This window comes from Spiroplasma endosymbiont of 'Nebria riversi' (assembly GCF_018831625.1).
In the GTDB taxonomy this organism is placed as follows: Bacteria; Bacillota_I; Bacilli_A; order Mycoplasmatales; family Nriv7; genus Nriv7.
In genome coordinates this window covers 324,337-341,177 of sequence record NZ_CP065193.1, presented here as the reverse complement: position 1 = coordinate 341,177, position 16,841 = coordinate 324,337, and the positions used below count along the sequence as shown (strand labels likewise).

20 protein-coding genes and 1 pseudogene are annotated in these 16,841 nt (G+C 25.2%); 12 read left to right on the top strand and 9 right to left on the bottom strand.

The window, feature by feature from the left end:
* Positions 1 to 235 precede the first annotated feature (235 nt).
* A complete protein-coding gene (locus I5Q57_RS02290) occupies positions 236 to 1,513 on the top strand; it encodes an Mbov_0401 family ICE element transposase-like protein (protein WP_215826621.1) in 1,278 nt (425 codons plus the stop codon).
* A gap of 373 nt (positions 1,514 to 1,886) precedes the next feature.
* Here the strand turns inward: I5Q57_RS02290 and I5Q57_RS02285 are convergent, their stop codons facing one another.
* The 4 genes and pseudogenes from I5Q57_RS02285 to I5Q57_RS02270 form a co-directional block, all read right to left on the bottom strand.
* Complete coding sequence (locus tag I5Q57_RS02285; protein WP_215826620.1) at positions 1,887 to 2,189, bottom strand: hypothetical protein; 303 nt, start codon at positions 2,187 to 2,189, stop codon at positions 1,887 to 1,889.
* A gap of 314 nt (positions 2,190 to 2,503) precedes the next feature.
* Positions 2,504 to 3,931, bottom strand: a complete 1,428-nt coding sequence (locus I5Q57_RS02280; protein ID WP_215826619.1) for an NADP-dependent glyceraldehyde-3-phosphate dehydrogenase — start codon at positions 3,929 to 3,931, stop codon at positions 2,504 to 2,506.
* A gap of 156 nt (positions 3,932 to 4,087) precedes the next feature.
* Entirely contained in the window at positions 4,088 to 5,095 is a 1,008-nt protein-coding gene (locus I5Q57_RS02275) for an IS1/IS1595 family N-terminal zinc-binding domain-containing protein (RefSeq protein WP_215826618.1), read from the bottom strand.
* A gap of 3 nt (positions 5,096 to 5,098) precedes the next feature.
* A pseudogene (locus I5Q57_RS02270) lies at positions 5,099 to 6,158 on the bottom strand (IS3 family transposase).
* A gap of 667 nt (positions 6,159 to 6,825) precedes the next feature.
* Here I5Q57_RS02270 and I5Q57_RS02265 point away from each other — a divergent pair.
* The 3 genes from I5Q57_RS02265 (at position 6,826) to I5Q57_RS02255 (ending at position 8,210) form a co-directional block, all read left to right on the top strand.
* Positions 6,826 to 7,473 carry a UPF0236 family transposase-like protein gene (locus I5Q57_RS02265; RefSeq protein ID WP_215826617.1) on the top strand — a complete coding sequence of 216 codons (648 nt, stop codon included), beginning with the start codon at positions 6,826 to 6,828 and terminating at the stop codon, positions 7,471 to 7,473.
* A 27-nt stretch (positions 7,474 to 7,500) separates the two neighbouring features.
* Positions 7,501 to 7,794: a hypothetical protein gene (locus I5Q57_RS02260; protein WP_215826616.1), complete on the top strand. Its 294-nt coding sequence runs from the start codon at positions 7,501 to 7,503 to the stop codon at positions 7,792 to 7,794.
* A gap of 233 nt (positions 7,795 to 8,027) precedes the next feature.
* Positions 8,028 to 8,210, top strand: coding sequence for a hypothetical protein (locus I5Q57_RS02255; RefSeq protein WP_215825990.1), 183 nt, complete (start codon positions 8,028 to 8,030; stop codon positions 8,208 to 8,210).
* Positions 8,211 to 8,471: 261 nt separating this feature from the next.
* Here the strand turns inward: I5Q57_RS02255 and I5Q57_RS02250 are convergent, their stop codons facing one another.
* The 3 genes from I5Q57_RS02250 to I5Q57_RS02245 form a co-directional block, all read right to left on the bottom strand.
* Positions 8,472 to 8,702, bottom strand: a complete 231-nt coding sequence (locus tag I5Q57_RS02250) for a hypothetical protein (protein ID WP_215826615.1) — start codon at positions 8,700 to 8,702, stop codon at positions 8,472 to 8,474.
* Positions 8,703 to 8,867: 165 nt separating this feature from the next.
* Positions 8,868 to 9,002: a hypothetical protein gene (locus I5Q57_RS09585; RefSeq protein ID WP_256444905.1), complete on the bottom strand. Its 135-nt coding sequence runs from the start codon at positions 9,000 to 9,002 to the stop codon at positions 8,868 to 8,870.
* 89 nt (positions 9,003 to 9,091) lie between these two features.
* Positions 9,092 to 9,415, bottom strand: a complete 324-nt coding sequence (locus tag I5Q57_RS02245; protein ID WP_215826614.1) for a hypothetical protein — start codon at positions 9,413 to 9,415, stop codon at positions 9,092 to 9,094.
* Between the two features lie 411 nt (positions 9,416 to 9,826).
* Between I5Q57_RS02245 and I5Q57_RS02240 the strand changes: the two genes are divergently transcribed.
* Together I5Q57_RS02240 and I5Q57_RS02235 are read left to right on the top strand one after the other, a co-directional pair.
* The gene (locus I5Q57_RS02240) at positions 9,827 to 10,573 is read left to right on the top strand and encodes an IS3 family transposase (RefSeq protein WP_369806564.1); all 747 of its coding nucleotides are present in this window, start codon (positions 9,827 to 9,829) and stop codon (positions 10,571 to 10,573) included.
* Positions 10,574 to 10,627: 54 nt separating this feature from the next.
* Positions 10,628 to 10,891 (top strand): DNA-processing protein DprA, encoded by a 264-nt coding sequence (locus I5Q57_RS02235; RefSeq protein ID WP_215826613.1) that lies wholly within the window; start codon positions 10,628 to 10,630, stop codon positions 10,889 to 10,891.
* A gap of 71 nt (positions 10,892 to 10,962) precedes the next feature.
* Here the strand turns inward: I5Q57_RS02235 and I5Q57_RS02230 are convergent, their stop codons facing one another.
* Positions 10,963 to 11,811 (bottom strand): IS1/IS1595 family N-terminal zinc-binding domain-containing protein, encoded by an 849-nt coding sequence (locus tag I5Q57_RS02230; protein WP_215826612.1) that lies wholly within the window; start codon positions 11,809 to 11,811, stop codon positions 10,963 to 10,965.
* Positions 11,790 to 11,945, bottom strand: a complete 156-nt coding sequence (locus I5Q57_RS02225) for a hypothetical protein (RefSeq protein WP_215826317.1) — start codon at positions 11,943 to 11,945, stop codon at positions 11,790 to 11,792. Before I5Q57_RS02225 ends, I5Q57_RS02230 begins: the two co-directional genes overlap by 22 nt.
* Between I5Q57_RS02225 and I5Q57_RS02220 the strand changes: the two genes are divergently transcribed.
* The 6 genes from I5Q57_RS02220 (at position 11,926) to asnS (ending at position 16,735) form a co-directional block, all read left to right on the top strand.
* A complete protein-coding gene (locus I5Q57_RS02220) occupies positions 11,926 to 12,429 on the top strand; it encodes a DNA-processing protein DprA (protein ID WP_501985958.1) in 504 nt (167 codons plus the stop codon). The genes I5Q57_RS02225 and I5Q57_RS02220 overlap by 20 nt on opposite strands.
* Positions 12,389 to 12,541, top strand: a complete 153-nt coding sequence (locus I5Q57_RS02215) for a DNA-processing protein DprA (protein WP_215826401.1) — start codon at positions 12,389 to 12,391, stop codon at positions 12,539 to 12,541. Before I5Q57_RS02220 ends, I5Q57_RS02215 begins: the two co-directional genes overlap by 41 nt.
* Positions 12,542 to 12,630: 89 nt before the next feature.
* Complete coding sequence (gene topA / locus I5Q57_RS02210) at positions 12,631 to 14,595, top strand: type I DNA topoisomerase (RefSeq protein ID WP_215826610.1); 1,965 nt, start codon at positions 12,631 to 12,633, stop codon at positions 14,593 to 14,595.
* Between the two features lie 194 nt (positions 14,596 to 14,789).
* Positions 14,790 to 15,026 carry a helix-turn-helix domain-containing protein gene (locus tag I5Q57_RS02205; RefSeq protein WP_369806563.1) on the top strand — a complete coding sequence of 79 codons (237 nt, stop codon included), beginning with the start codon at positions 14,790 to 14,792 and terminating at the stop codon, positions 15,024 to 15,026.
* Between the two features lie 41 nt (positions 15,027 to 15,067).
* On the top strand, positions 15,068 to 15,298 hold the full coding sequence (locus I5Q57_RS02200; protein WP_215826608.1) for a hypothetical protein: 231 nt from the start codon (positions 15,068 to 15,070) through the stop codon (positions 15,296 to 15,298).
* Positions 15,299 to 15,379: 81 nt separating this feature from the next.
* Positions 15,380 to 16,735 carry an asparagine--tRNA ligase gene (gene asnS, locus I5Q57_RS02195; protein ID WP_215826607.1) on the top strand — a complete coding sequence of 452 codons (1,356 nt, stop codon included), beginning with the start codon at positions 15,380 to 15,382 and terminating at the stop codon, positions 16,733 to 16,735.
* The last annotated feature ends 106 nt before the right edge of the window (positions 16,736 to 16,841 follow it).

Below are 16,841 nucleotides of genomic sequence, written 5' to 3'. Positions count from 1 at the left end.
AATCCTTTTTATGAATTTTTACTAATTAATAAATTTATTGAACAATAAACATCCTTCCTTAAATTTTTAGAGTCTAATTAATACAAATTGATTATAAATCATCAAATAAGAATTTTTATCATTTTTTCAGAATATTGAATACTAATTCTAGAAAAACATTTATCTTTAAAAAAGAAAAATAAGTTAACTAAATTTAACTTTGTTAAAATTACTCTACCAAGAAAGGTGATTTTTTATGTTAGAAATTAATAATAATGTAAAAACCTTAGAAAACAAGCATTGATTCAGTTTATTTATAACCCATAAAAATATGTACACCAACAAATGTGAACAATTAGCTAATGAATATGAAAAATTAGATGAATACTTATATAAATATCATTATCGCTTAAAACAAGGTTATAAAGTAGTTCATTTTGCTACAAGAACAATTATTACAATTTTTGGTGAAGTTGTTTTTAAACGACGCCGATATAAATATTGAAATCAAAAATCAGGTAAATTTGAATATGTATGTTTGTTAGATAAAGAAATTGGTTTGTTGCCCAAACAACGCATTTATTTTGATATTCAATTTAAATTTTTAAGTCTTTTGGGCGATGGTAAGCGGTATCGCGATGTTTTAGATGCTCTAAATCATTGTTATATTTCAAAAGGTAGTATTTCAAATATTTTAAATAAATATGATATTGCTGAATATTTTCAAATAGCAGAAAAAGAAACTAAAACTAGAACCGATGTCAAAAATAAGGATTTATATATTCAACTAGATGAGACATTTTTAGCGACATTAGATCAGAAAGTTAAACAAGACCAAAGAATTCGTTTAGTTACTTTTCATACCGGACATAAAGAAAAAAATTACAAAAATGCTCGTAGAGAATTAGAAAACAAACGAGGTCATTTTCTAATGTTAAAAGTTGGTAAACGAATAAATACGATGGATTATCGTGATTTATTAATTAAAGAATTGCAAAAACATTATGTTAATATTAATTATGACAAAATAATTGTTTGTGGCGAAGGCACTACTTGAATTAGAGAAATTGTCAATAGTCTCGGTAATGTTAGATATATTTTAGATGGTTATCACGCTATTAAAAAATTAAAACAAACCGCATTTAATATTATTTTTGAAAATCGCAAAGTAGCAATAAATAGTTGAATTAAATTATATAAGGATGGAAATCCTCAAGAATTAATCAAAAACATTCGTAATGTTGCGAAAAATGAATTAAATAAAGATATTAAAAAAAATTTAAGAAAGGCTAGTAATTATTTCAGTAATAATAAGCAAGGTATTCATAATCAAAATTTAGAATGAAATATTGGTTGTAGCATTGAGAGTGATGTATCGCATTTAGTAAAACAACAATTAGGATATGGGGCAAAAATATATAATCATAAGAATTTAAATAACTTATTACATTTAAGAATGGCAAATTTAAACAAATTAAATGTATTACATTACATTAATCAAAATATTAATTCAGAAATAGAAATCAGAAAATAAATATATAAAAATTCATTATGAAATAAATATAATAATAAAAATGATGATAGTTGAATTAATTATAAAGGTAATGCTGCAACAAATAAATATAATAGATTTAAGTAAGTAAAAATATTAGTTAAAATTTAATAAAATTAATAATTTTTCATTGTGTAAAAATTCAATAATATGATAAAATGATAATGAATAAAAATGACAACAACAAGAAAGGTGGGGTTAGTTTAGTAATTAAATAATATAATTAGCTGATTGTTTTACTTTTTCAAAACAATACCTAAGAAAACTAAACGCGACCTTAAATTTTGGATCTTTTTTGGTTAAACTTGTTAAATCACTTAAATTAATTTCATTTAAAGAAAACTTTATTGTCTCCTTAAATAAGTTCTAAGGGCTTATCTTCAGGATTAGGATAGTAATTGGAATATGTTACAGCGACTTTATCATTAATATTATTAAATTTTTTCTCAAAATCACTAACAATAAAATTAAGCGCCTCTGAGGTTTCTTCATTAGTAATAAGTTTACTACCATTTAATTGAGTTCCCATAACTAATAATTTTTCAATTTTATGATTTTTTTTGGTTTCACATTCAAAGACTTTATGATTCATTAACTGATAATAAGCTGTTCTGTTAATGCTTTCCATTGTTTTTAAATCTTCTTCAATAATGGTCATAGCAATTTTTTTATTATTTTTTTTCGGCAATATTATATTCAGAATTACAACCAAAAATAACTAAAATTGATAGGGTTAAAAACAAAAGCGGCGTAAAAACTTTTAATAACTGATAAATATTTTTCATATTTTTAAATTATCCTTTCTGATGTTAACTGTTAATAAAATACAATGTAACTATCTGTTATTAAATTATAAAATATTTTACTATCAATAAGCAATAATTTTATTTAATTTTTATAATTTAAAAATCCAAAAAAAAGTTAAGTAAATACTTAACTTTAAAAACAATATCATTATTAAATTTCTTGCTATTATCTGTCTGCCTTTCAATTAAAAACAATACCTTTATGTCGGGTCATTGATAATAATGCTTCGCGAATCCCTTGTACGCCCATCCCTGAATCTTTAATTCCTAAAAAAGGTAAATAATCTGGTCCACGTTGAGGAGTATCATTAATGTTAATTGAGCCAACATCTAATTGATTAGCAATTTTAACCGCCATATCAATATCATTAGTAAAAATTGATGCTTGTAAACCATATTTAGAACCATTTGCAAGCGTAATCGCTTCACCAATTGATGTTACTCTGATAATCGGCAACACCGGTCCAAATGGTTCAATCCAAGCAATATCCATATCCTTAGTAACATTATCAATAATTGTTGGATATCACAAATTATTTTTTCTAGTATTTCCTAAAACTAACGATGCCTTTTTTTCTAACGCGTCATCAACTAATTTTTGAAGAATATCGCTGGTTTTCATATCAATAATTGGCGTAATATCAGCATTATCATTCGGACTTCCAACTGTTAATTTTTCTGTTTCAACTTTAATTAATGATACCAATTCATCAGCAATCGTATTATCAACTAAAACTCTTTTAATAGCAGTACATCTTTGACCTGAATAACTAAATGCTCCTTTAACAATTTTTTTAGCCGTCATTGCGAGATCACAGTCTTTAAGAACAATGGCCGGATCTTTACCACCTAATTCCAAAATAATATCCACTTTGTTGGTAATCTTCGTAATATGTTTTCCTGTAACATCAGAACCAGTAAAAGAAATAACATTAATTGCTGGATTGGTTACTAAACTATCACCAATAACACTGCTCTTACCAGTAACCGCATTAATGACACCAGCAGGAAAATTAGCATCAAATGATAACTTAGCTAAAAATAATCCTGTTAAAGAACTTTGTGAAGCTGGTTTAAAAACCACTGTATTTCCCATAATTAATGCCGGAATTATTTTTGCTAACGATAAATTAACAGGATAATTAAAAGGTGAAATTGCTAAAACAACTCCTTTAGCAACTCGCGAAAAAATTGCCAACTTATTTTTCACATTAAAAGCATCACCTGTATATGATTCGGGATAAATATGATATGCTTCATTAACAGTAAAATCAATATATTCAATTGTGCGATTAATTTCAGAAATAGCTGCTTTTTTACCTTTAGCAATTTCTAAGACCATCAAATTAGCAAGCGCATCAGTATTTTCAATAATTAACTGCTTTCATTGTTCAATAAACTTAATTCTTTCATTAATTAATAATCCCTCTCATTGCTTTTGGACATTCTTAGCTGCCAAAAACGCATCATTAATATTTTCTAACGAAAGAGCAGGAACACTACCAATTACTTCTAATGTGTTTGGACTCGTAATTTCAATAACATTTGTAGAAGAAAGCAACTTACCATTAATTAATGCTTGACCTTTTTCCATTTTATCACCTCTAAATATAATTATATCGTTTTTAATTTTAAAAACAGAAAAATTAATTTTTAATTTTGTCGAAAACTATTGATAAAATAAAAAAAATCATCAACTTGATAATTTTAAAAGGCTTTTATGTAAAATTACTATTTTTACTTTAATTTTTTATACATTAAAATATAATACCGCTGTTTGTTGGTTTGGAGTTAAACCATTATGTTGGTATTTTCATTTTCAGAGATTTAAATAATTTTGAATATTAGTAAAACCTAAGCCTTGATAATGAATTAAGGCTTCTTCAAGACTAGATTGTAATTTACTGATTTTATTTAAGTTACGATAAATAGCTTCAGGATTAATTGTTGTTTTAGTTACACATAAAGTAGAATTTGTTTGTTTTGCTACTAAAAAATATAATTTTTGCATATCAGAAGTAATAATTGAATTTTGGTTAATTAATTCTTTGTTCATATTTTCAATAAATCATTGTTTTTGTAAACGTTTGGTGTTTGTGGATTTAACATAAATATTGTTATTATTATCAACTGCCATTTGAATACAGCATTTAGTATTAGTTGCGAATGGATCAAGGTGAATTCTTCGTGAATCAGTTTTATGTTTGAAATTTCCTTTATGAATTTCTTTAATAAATGTTTCATCGATTTGGATTTTACCAGATAATTTTTTAAATTTTAATTGGGTATTCTCTAATTGTTTTGATTTCATTAATTTTTGACGATTATATCAAGCAGTTTTTAATGTAGTTTTAATAAAACGAGAAATTGTTTTACTAGATTGCCCCAGCAATGAAATTTGAATCAATAAATTTCATTGTTCATAATTTAAATGACTTCAATAAATAAAATGATTACGAAAAGCGTCAAAACTTGCACGGCAATTTTTACATAAATATTTTTGTTTTCCTTCTGAATTATGTCCATTTTTAAAGCAATGGTAAGATTCACATTTAGGGCATTTAATACCTTGTGCTCTAAATTTTTGATCAATTTCATTTAAACGTTTTTGTTTTTTTTTATTAATTCTGCTTGTTGTTTGACTTTTTCATAAAATTCTAAAAATTGATCATCTGTTAAAGTATTTACTAGTTCTTGAATTATTTTTTCCATAATTATTATCCACCTCTATCTGGTGTGGCAATCCTTTTTTGGACACTTTTTATGTAGACTGTTGTTTTCTAAATTCAACAGGCGTTAAATAATTTAAACTGCCGTGTATTCTAAGATTATTGTATCAATTAACAAAATCAAATAATTCGCATTTTAATTGTGTTAAATTTTCAAATTTTTTACCCTTGATAAATTCCATTTTAAAAGTTTTGTAAGTTTTTTCAGCCACAGCATTGTCATAAGAACAACCCTTCGCAATCAATGATATTTTAGTATTAAAGGTTATTAAAATTTTATCAATGATTTTATTTTTGAACTCATTACCACGATCATTATGAAATAAAGTTATTTTATTTAATGGTCGTGTTATTTTATGAAAAGCTTGTTGAACTAGTTCAGCGGTTTGTTTGGTCCGGCACTATAGCCAATTATTTCTCGATTAAACAAGTCAATTAATAAACAAATATAATGTCATTTTCCTCCAACTTGCACATATTTTAAATCACTAACAACAACTTCATTAGGTTTTTTGTTATTAAATTGACGATTTAAAACATTACTAATTTGGTCATTATTAACCATTGTTTTATGATTACGATATTTTAATTTGGTGTATTTAGAAACCAAATTATTTTTGATCATAAGGAATCTGATTTTTCGACGTGATAAGATAATGTCTTTTCTCATTAAAACAACTTTAATTTTACGAGCACCATAAATTTTACGACTTTTATTAAATGTACTGATAACTTAACTTCTTCTTCATAATTATTAACATCATACTTAACACAATTATTAGTTTGATAATAATATGTTGATTTTGCTATTTTTAATATTTGATACATTTTTAGTACGGAATATATTATTGTTGATAATTCCTATTTTTTGCCAATTATAGGTGCTGCTTGCTTTAAAATGTAATTTACAATTCGTAATTGTTGGTTTTCTTTTTGCAAGTAAATTAATTCATTTTCTTCGACAGTGCGATTATCTTGCACTTTAAATGACCCAAAATTATTAAAATTTTCAATTCACTGATATACGGCTGATTTTGAAACCCCGTATTCTTTAATAATTTCAACAATGCTTTTTCCGTTTTGATAAAGCATGACAATTTTTTTTTTAAATTCATTTGAATATGAGTTTTTCCCCGTTTTTATCTTCCTACTTTCTTAATAATTTTATTTTATTTGAAAGTCCACATAAATATGGTCCAACTTATTGTAACCTCTCCATATTTAATAATTTTACAAGCAACAACACAACTAGTTATAATAAAATTAAATTAATAAAAACAATTAAATAGAAATCAGGTTTATAAACAATGAAATATATTATCGCCGAGAATCAGTTATCAAACCTAGAAGCACGCTTACAATGCTGATTAAAGAGTTTTTACCGAGATAAAAACTATCATAAAACTAAAAAATGAATTAACAATTATTTAAACCTATGCAAATAATTTCATACCGAAAAAAATACTTTAAAATCATTAATTAAAAAACACTTTCACAATATTGATATAACTTTTTATCGTTGAGCTAAAAAAATTATTACTGGTTATTATGCAAATGATTTTAGTAATTTAATAATTAAATCAACAAAACCATTAAATCTTCATTATCAATTTAACATTGAAAGTCGTAAAAAAGTATGTGATTTGTTTTACAAATACAAAAACATTAAAGCTGGTGGTTTTTGATTATTATATAACAATCTCCTAAGAGGTGAACATGACGCCCATAAATATGATTTACCAAGAAAGGTGGTTTTTTTATGTTAGAAATTAATAATAATGTAAAAACCTTAGAAAATAAGCATTGATTTAGTTTAGTTACAACCCATAAAAATATGTACACTAATAAATGTGAACAATTATATAATGAATATGAAAAATTAGATGAATACTTATATAAATATCATTATCGCTTAAAACAAGGTTATAAAGTAGTTTATTTTGCTTGAAGAACAATTATTACAATTTTTGGCGAAGTTGTTTTTAAACAACGCCGATATAAATATTGAAATCAAAAATTAGGGAAATTTGAATATGTATGTTTGTTAGAAAAAGAAATTGGTTTATTGCCTAAACAAAGCATTTATTTTGATGTTCAATTTAAAGTTTTAAGTCTTCTAGGAGATGGTAAAAGGTATCGCGATGTTTTAGATGTTCTAAATCATTGTTATATTTCAAAAGGTAGTATTTCAAATATTTTAAATAAATACGATATTGCCGAATATTTTCAACTAGCAGAAAAAGAAACTAAAACTAGAATTGATGTCAAAAATAAGGATTTATATATTCAACTAGATGAGACCTTTTTAGCGACATTAGATCATAAAGTTAAACAAGACCAAAGAATTCGTTTAGTTACTTTTCATACCGGACATAAAGAAAAAAATTACAAAAATGCTCGTAGATAATTAGAAAACAAACGAGGTCGTTTTCTAATGTTAAAAGTTGGTAAACGAATAAATACAATGGATTATCGTGATTTATTAATTAAGGAATTACAAAAACATTATGTAAATATTAATTACGACAGAATAATTGTTTGTGGTGATGGTGATACTTGAATTAGAGAAATTGCCAATAGTTTTGGTAATGTTAGATATATTTTAGATGGTTATCATACTATTAAAAAATTAAAACAAACCGCATTTAATATTATTTTTGAAAATCGCAAAGTAACACTAAATAGTTGAATTAAATTATATAAGGATAGTTTAATCATCAAGAATTAATCAAAAACACTCGTAATGTTGCTAAAAATGAATTAAATAAAGATATTAAAACAAATTTAAGGAAAGCGAGTAATTATTTCAGTAATAATAAGCATGGCATTCATCATCAAAATTTAGAATGAAATATCGGTTGTAGCATTGAAAGTGATGTATCTCATTTAGTAAAACAACAATTAGGATATGGGGCAAAAATATATAATCATAAGAATTTAAATAACCTATTACATTTAAGAATGGCAAATTTAAACAAATTAAATGTACTACATTACATTAATGAAAATATTAATTCAGAAATAGAAATCAGAAAAGAAATATATAAAAATTCATTATGAAATAAATATAATAATAAAAATGATGATAGTTGAATTAATTATAAAGGTAATGCTGTAACAAATAAATATAATAAATTTAAGTAAGTAAAAATATTAGTTAAAATTTAATAAAATTAATAATTTTTGTTGTGTAAAAATTCAATAATATGATAAAATGAAAAAGAATAAAAATGACAATAACAAGAAGGGCAGGGTTGGTTTAGTAATTAAATAATATAATTAGCTGATTATTTTATTTCTTCAAAGCAATACTTAAGAAAACTAAACGCGACCTTTTTTTCTAATTAATTTTTAATTTCTCTGGGAATGCATTACAATGTAACTTCTTGACATTAATTTTGGCCTCTATCTAAATACTGATATGGTTTTTCAAAGTAGCATTAAAATAAATCACACCATAATCGCTGTTAAAAATCAAAAAGCAATGTTTGCTATTAAAAGTCAAAGTGGTGCTTTGGTTAATTTAATTTCCTTACCACCAGTAATGTGAGCCGGAATAGTTGTAATTTGAATAAATAAATCTCAGAAAGTTTGTTTAATTTGTTCTCAATTAAATTCTTTTAAGTTTATTGTCATTTTTTTATCTCCCAAAAATCATTTTTATTGGTAAATACATAATTGAAATTAGTGTGAAAAGAAAAGTAACGATAATAATTAATCCGGCAATAAACGCAACTTGTGCAGGCATTTTTTCTATCGGAACAAACAGTTTTAATAATTCCATGATAATTTTTCAAAACATTATTTTTTATCCGCGTTATTGTTTTTTGAATTAGGAGCTTTAACTCATTCTTCAAAGCGGGCAATAAATACTTTTTCGTCTTTTGTAAAATTACCAGAATTATTTTTAATGGCATTTTTATATTTAATTCGCATTTTTATTTTGGCATAAATTTTATAAGCAAAATATGCCGATAGCATTATGCTGATAATAATAAATATTAGTCCAATTGTGATATTTATTTTTAAGCTCCTTTAAAATAGTTATAATTTATATCTTTTTTGTTGTTTTTTTCGGCAATGAAGAAACCGAATAATTCTTGCCCCTTAATTAATTTGATTTCATTTTCTTTTTGATTAATTGAGATTACTTGATATTCACTATCTTTAATTATTCCAATGCAAATTGAATTCTCATATTGTCCTTTATAAACAAATCGCTTTGCAAACCAAATGCCGATTTGTTCATTAAATCACGGAATTTTTGGGGCTTTAATAAACATTGCGTTTTGTGTTTCTTTTAAGAGATATTTTTTAGTATTTAAGAAAATATTTTCAATGTTTTTCATAGTAAATTACCTTTCTTATAGATAAACTAAGTTATATTAACTAAGTTGTTAGTTAACTTAGTTTTTTAAACACTTATATATCGCAGATTTAAGTGTTTAACAAGCTTTGTTATTAAATTTTGTTTTTTAATTAGATAAAGATTTTAACAATTTTAAACTTAACATATCCCTATATAGAAATTTCTACACTTTAATATCCGCATCCTACCCTAATCCACCAATTAATTTTTTTATTGCAAAACGAAACAAATTGCTATAGCTAATAGGGTGTTATCTATTAACTGGTAAATTTCTTTTGGTTATGGCGGCCACCCACAATTTATCGTGTTTTAATACATACCAACATTATTAATTCACTTGTATTCAATTTTCAAAGAACAAATTTTTAACACCTTATAAAATAAAAAGACAATCATTGCTGACCGCCTTAATACTTATTCAAACATCCCCCTACCTAACAAAACTTTATGCGTCCGTCGTAAAATTTATGGTGCTCGTAAAATTAAAGCTGTTTTAATGAGAAAAGATATTATCTTATCATGTCGAAAAATCAGATTCCTTATGATCAAAAATAATTTGGTTTCTAAATACACCAAATTAAAATATCGTAATCATAAAACAATGGTTAATAATGACCAAATTAGTAATGTTTTAAATCGTCAATTTAATAACAAAAAACCTAATGAAGTTGTTGTTAGTGATTTAACATATGTGCAAGTTGGAGGAAAATGACATTATATTTGTTTATTAATTGACTTGTTTAATCGAAAAATAATTGGCTATAGTGCCAGACCAAACAAAACCGCTGAACTAGTTAAACAATCTTTTCATAAAATAACACAACCATTAAATAAAATAACTTTATTTCATACTGATCGTGGTAATGAGTTCAAAAATAAAATCATTGATGAAATTTTAATAACCTTTAATACTAAAATATCATTGATTGCGAAGGGTTGTTCTTATGACGATGCTGTGGCTGAAAAAACTTACAAAACTTTTAAAACGGAATTTATCAAGAGTAAAAAATTTGAAAATTTAACACAATTAAAATGCGAATTATTTGATTTTGTTAATTGATACAATAATCTTAGAATACACGGCAGTTTAAATTATTTAACGCCTGTTGTTGAATTTAGAAAATGACAGTCTACATAAAAAGTGTCCAAAAAAGGGATGCCATACCATAATAACAGGAGGTTCATAATAATTATGGAAAAAGTATTATTATATTTTGTTATCAAATACGATGGTAATTGAGATAAAGTATATGAAGCATTGGATAAAAAGGAAAAAATTGCGTTGGAAGAATTACAAAATATTGAAGATAAAATTACTTGCCAATATTTAACAATTTTAAGTTCACAATATCCGGCTGGCTTAAAAACAATTTACAAACCACCGTTTGTAATTTTTTATGAAGGAAATATTGATTTATTAAAATATTCTTTTAATTTTGTAGAAAACTCTTGATAAAATAAAAAAAATCATCAACTTGATAATTTTAAAAGGGTTTTATGTAAAATTACTATTTTTACTTTAATTTTTTATACATTAAAATATAATACCGCTGTTTGTTGGTTTGGAGTTAAACCCTTATGTTGGTATTTTCATTTTCAGAGATTTAAATAATTTTTAATATTAGTAAAACCTAAACCATGATAATGAATTAAGGCTTCTTTAAGACTAGATTGTAATTTACTGATTTTATTTAAGTTACGATAACTAGCTTCAGGATTAATTGTTGTTTTAGTTAAACATAAAATAGAGTTTGTTTGTTTTGCTACTAAAAAATATAATTTTTGCATATCAGAAGTAATAATTGAATTTTGGTTAATTAATTCTTTGTTCATATTTTCAATAACTCATTGTTTTTGTAAACGTTTGGTGTTTGTGGATTTAACATAAATATTGTTATTATTATCAACTGCCATTTGAATACAGCATTTAGTATTAGTTGCGAATGGGTCAAGGTAAATTCTTCGTGGATCAGTTTTATGTTTGAAATTTCCTTTATGAATTTCTTTAATAAATGTTTCATCGATTTTGATTTTACCAGATAATTTTTTAAATTTTAATTGGGTATTTTCTAATTGTTTTGATTTCATTAATTTTTGACGATTATATCAAGCAGTTTTTAATGTAGTTTTAATAAAACGAGAAATTGTTTTACTAGATTGCCCCAGCAATGAAATTTGAATCAATAAATTTCATTGTTCATAATTTAAATGACTTCAATAAATAAAATGATTACGAGAAGCGTCAAAACTTGCACGGCAATTTTTACATAAATATTTTTGTTTTCCTTCTGAATTATGTCCATTTTTAAAGCAATGGTAAGATTCGCATTTAGGGCATTTAAATACCTTGTGCTCTAAATTTTTGATCAATTTCATTTAAACGTTTTTGTTTTTTTATTAATTCTGCTTGTTGTTTGACTTTTTCATAAAATTATAAAAATTGATCATCTGTTAAAGTATTTACTAGTTCTTGAATTATTTTTTCCATAATTATTATCCACCTCTATCATATTAAAAATATACCTAAAATTAAGTATATTCAATAAATATCAAGAGTTTTCGACAAAATTAAAAAAATATTCTCAAAAAATTATTGCTATTACAGGTCCACATTACCCTAATGTTTATATTAAAAAAGTTGCTAACGATATGGTTCAGCAATTAGTTAATCATCAAAAAATTTTAATGACTTCATTTAATGCCGGGGTTGAAATATTAGTTCATCAATTAATTAAAGAAAATAGTATTTCTGGAAATAGTGTGGTTATTATTAATGATAGTAATAATTATGATGCAAACCAACAAGAATTGCTTTTGTATCTTAAAAGATATCGTTTAGTAATTAGTGAATATCCGCTTCATATGACAAGAGAAAATATTAGTCCAATTGATAGTAATGTTCAAAAAATATTATTAGGATTATCAAAAGCATTATTGGTATTACCGTTTGCTGATGAAAAAAATTGTTCATTCATTAGTAGATACTGCTTTTAATGAAAATAAAGATGTTTTTGCAGTTCCTAATCAAATTTATGAGAACTTTGCTACTAATAATCTTATTAAAAATAGTGCTAAATTAGTGCAAACTATTGATGATATTTTATAAACTTGATAAAGTCTTTAAAATGTACTAAAATATTGCCGTATTTATAAAAATATTGAGAATCAAAAGATTCTTTTAAGGAGTAAAGTGTTATGAGTAAAAATGTTGTTATTATGGAGTCGCCAACGAAAACTAAAGCGGTACAAAAGTATCTTGGAGATGATTATACTGTTGTTTCTTCCGAGGGACATATTACCAATTTAGCGAATAAAGGTAAATATTATTTAGGGATTGACTTACAAACATTTACTCCATATTATCGAATTGAAAGTAAGAAAAAGCCACTTGTTAAGAAATTACAAGGTTGAGTAAAAGATGCCGATAAAATTTTTCTGGCAACTGATCCCGATCGTGAAGGAGAAGCAATTTCATATCATTTAAATGAAGTTTTAAAAATTCAAAGTAAATCCGTTCGGGTGAGTTTTAATGAAATTACTAAAGATATTGTTATTGAAGCATTTAAAGTACCAAGAGAGTTAGATATGAATTTAGTTCATTCACAAGAAGCAAGAAGAATGATTGATCGGATGATTGGTTTTCGGTTAAGTAAGTTATTGCAAAAGAAAATTCGTTCAAAATCAGCAGGAAGAGTTCAGTCAGTAGCTTTAAAACTTCTTGTGTTGCGAGAAAAAGAACATCAAATTTTTATTCCCGAACAATATTGAACAATTGAAGCTTATTGAAAGCAACATATTTTAAAATTAACAAAATATTTAAATAAAAATATTGAGATTAAAACTGAAGCAGATTCTCAAAATATTATTAAAAATTTAAGTAGTAAATATAAAGTTATTGATATTCAAGAAAAACCTCGAATTAGACAAGCGAATAATCCTTATACTACTTCAACAATGTTACAGGATGGGTCATCGCGATTAAATTTTGCTGCTAATAAAACATCTTTATTAGCACAACAATTATATGAAGGAATTGATATTGATGGATTGTTAACAGGATTTATTACTTATCCAAGAACTGATTCAATTCGTTTAAGTGATAAATTTGTTAGTGATACTTTTGCTTTTATTACGGAATCATTAGGTAAAGATTATTTAGGACAAGTAAAAATTACTAAAAAGAAAAACAATGTTCAAGATGCGCATGAATCAATTCGGCCAACAGATATTTTAATGACTCCTGAGAAGGCAAAAAATTATTTAGGTAAAGATCAATTACGACTTTATAAACTAATTTATAATCGGGCGATGGCATCATTAATGGCTCCAGCAAAAATTACGGGGAAAACTAGTATTTTGGATAATAATGATTATGAATTTCGGTTGACAGGACAAACAATTTTATTTTTAGGATTTTTAAAATATTATCAAATTGATGAAGAAGATAATATTAGTATTAAATTACCAGCTTGAAAAATTGGTGATGTGGTAAATATTGAAGATATTAAGGCATTGCAACATTGAACCAAACCAAAACCACGATATAGTGAGGCACGATTAATTAAAACATTGGAAGAATTAGGAGTAGGGCGACCTAGTACTTATGCTCCAATTATGAGAACTTTGTGCGAACGAGGATATGTTTTATTTGAGAATAAGGCTTTAAAAGCTAGTGAAAAGGGAATTTTAACTAGTGATAAACTGCAAGAGTTTTTTCAAGATATTATTAGTGAATCATATACTTCACAAGTAGAGTCGCAATTAGATTTAATTAGTCACGGTGAAAAAGATTATCAAGAGTTAGTTGGTTCTTTTTGAGAAAAATTTGAACCTCGTGTTGAAGAAGCTTTTGAAAAAATGGTGGAAGTTGCGATTGAAAAGACGGGTACTAAATGTCCAAGGTGTGATAATGATTTAGTTTATCGTTTTGGAAAGTATGGCAAATTTATTGGTTGTTCAACATTTCCAAAATGTCGTTATATTTCATCATTAAATCCAGTTAATTTAGGATTTTGTCCACAATGTATTGAAGGTGAAAAAGTTATTAAAGTTAATCGTCGTAATCAAAAATTTATTGCTTGTAGGAATTATCCTGAATGTGATTTTGTCGAATCTTATGAACAGTCCAAAGATGAAACAGAAAAAACAACATTAGAATAATTAATTTTTTTAATTTTGTAGAAAACTCTTGATATTTATTGAATATACCTAATTTTAGGTATATTTTTAATGGATTGGATAGGTTACAATAAGTTGGACCATATTTATGTGGACTTTCAAATAAAATAAAATTATTAAGAAAGTAGGAAGATAAAAATGGGGAAAACTCATATTCAAATGAATTTAAAAAACAAATTGTCATGCTTTATCAAAACGGAAAAAGCATTGTTGAAATTATTAAAGAATACGGAATTTCAAAATCAGCCGTATATCAGTGAATTGAAAATTTTAATAATTTTGGGTCATTTAAAGTGCAAGATAATCGCACTGTCGAAGAAAATGAATTAATTTATTTTCGAAAAGAAAACCAACAATTATGAATGGAAAATGATATTTTAAAGCAAGTAGCACTGATAATTGCCAAAAAATAGGAATTATTAACAATAATAAAGAAAAATATTCCGGGCTAAAAATGTGTCAAATATTAAAAATAGCAAAATCAACATATTATTATCAAACTAATAATTGTGTTAAGTATGATGTTAATAATTATGAAGAAGAAGTTATCAGTGCATTTAATAAAATTCGTAAAATTTATGGTGCTCGTAAAATTAAAAAATTATTTTGATTTTATCATAAAATAATAAAATATTTGATTAAAAAAGAAAAAATATATAGTTTATTTATAGATTTTATGTTTTAATTATCAACATATATTATATAAAATTATATGTGTTATAATTAAAAAAAAATCTTATTCATTTTGAAAAGAGGGAAAATATTAATGTTAATTAAAAAACTTTATGAAACATATAAAGCCATTGTTGGTCAAGAAATTACTTTAAAAGGTTGAGTACGAACTAATCGTGATTCCGGTAAAGTAGGTTTTATTAGTTTAAATGATGGTAGTTATTTGGATAGTGTTCAAGTTGTTTATAATCAAGAAATTAAAACTTTTAATGAAATTAAAAGTTTGCGAACAGGTTCTTCAATTGCAGTAACAGGAGTATTAGTTTTGCCAGATAAAGGTAAAGAATTGTTTGAAATTAAAGCAACAAATATAAAAATATATAATAATGCTGTGGAACAATATCCATTACAAAAAAAAGAACATTCTAATGAATATTTGCGAGAAATTGCTCATTTACGAGCTCGAACTAATAAGTTTTGAGCTATTTTTAAGATTAGAAGTAGTGTTAGTTATGCAATTCATTGCTTTTTTCAAAGAAATGACTTTTTATATTTGCATTCACCAATTATTACTAGTAATGATGCCGAAGGTGCAGGCGAAGCATTTATTGTGACAACTCGTGAAGATAATAATTATCAACAAGATTTCTTTTCTAAAAAGGCTAATTTAACTGTTTCTGGACAGTTAAATGCTGAAGCATATACACAAGCATTTAATCGTGTTTATACTTTTGGACCAACTTTTCGAGCCGAGAAGTCTCATACTTCTCGGCATGTAGCTGAATTTTGAATGGTAGAACCAGAGGTGGCATATAGTTCGTTAGAAGAAAATATCAAATTAGGAGAAGAATTAATTAAATATATTATTAATTATATTTTAGAAAAAAATAAAAAAGAATTAAAGTTTCTAAATGACAATGTTGATAATAATTTATTAGATAAACTAAAGACAATAGTAACTGTTAAATTTGTAGTTATGACTTATGATGATGCAATTATGGAATTAATTAAAGTTAAAGACCGTTTTGAAAATAAAGATATTCATTGAGGAATGGATTTACAAACTGAACATGAAAGATATTTATGTGAACAATTAACTAATAAACCAACATTTATTACTAATTATCCACAAGTTATTAAAGCATTTTATATGAAAACTAATGAGGATAATAAAACTGTTCAAGCGATGGATTTATTAGTCCCCGGAATTGGCGAATTAATTGGTGGTAGTCAAAGAGAAGATAATTATGAAAAGTTATTAGCAAAAATGCAAATGGCTAATTTAGATATTAAGGATTTTCAATGATATTTAAATTTAAGACAGTATGGGTATGCTCCAAGTGGTGGTTTTGGTTTAGGATTAGAACGATTAATTATGTATTTGACAGGGATGACAAATATTCGTGATGTTTTACCATTCCCACGAGTACCTAATAGTTTAGAATTTTAAAAAAAGATAAATTTTGTTAAAACTTTATCTTTTTAATTAGTAATTTCTTCATGTGTTTTAGCAAATAATAAAGTTTTTTTAATTTTGTAGAAAACTCTTAATATTT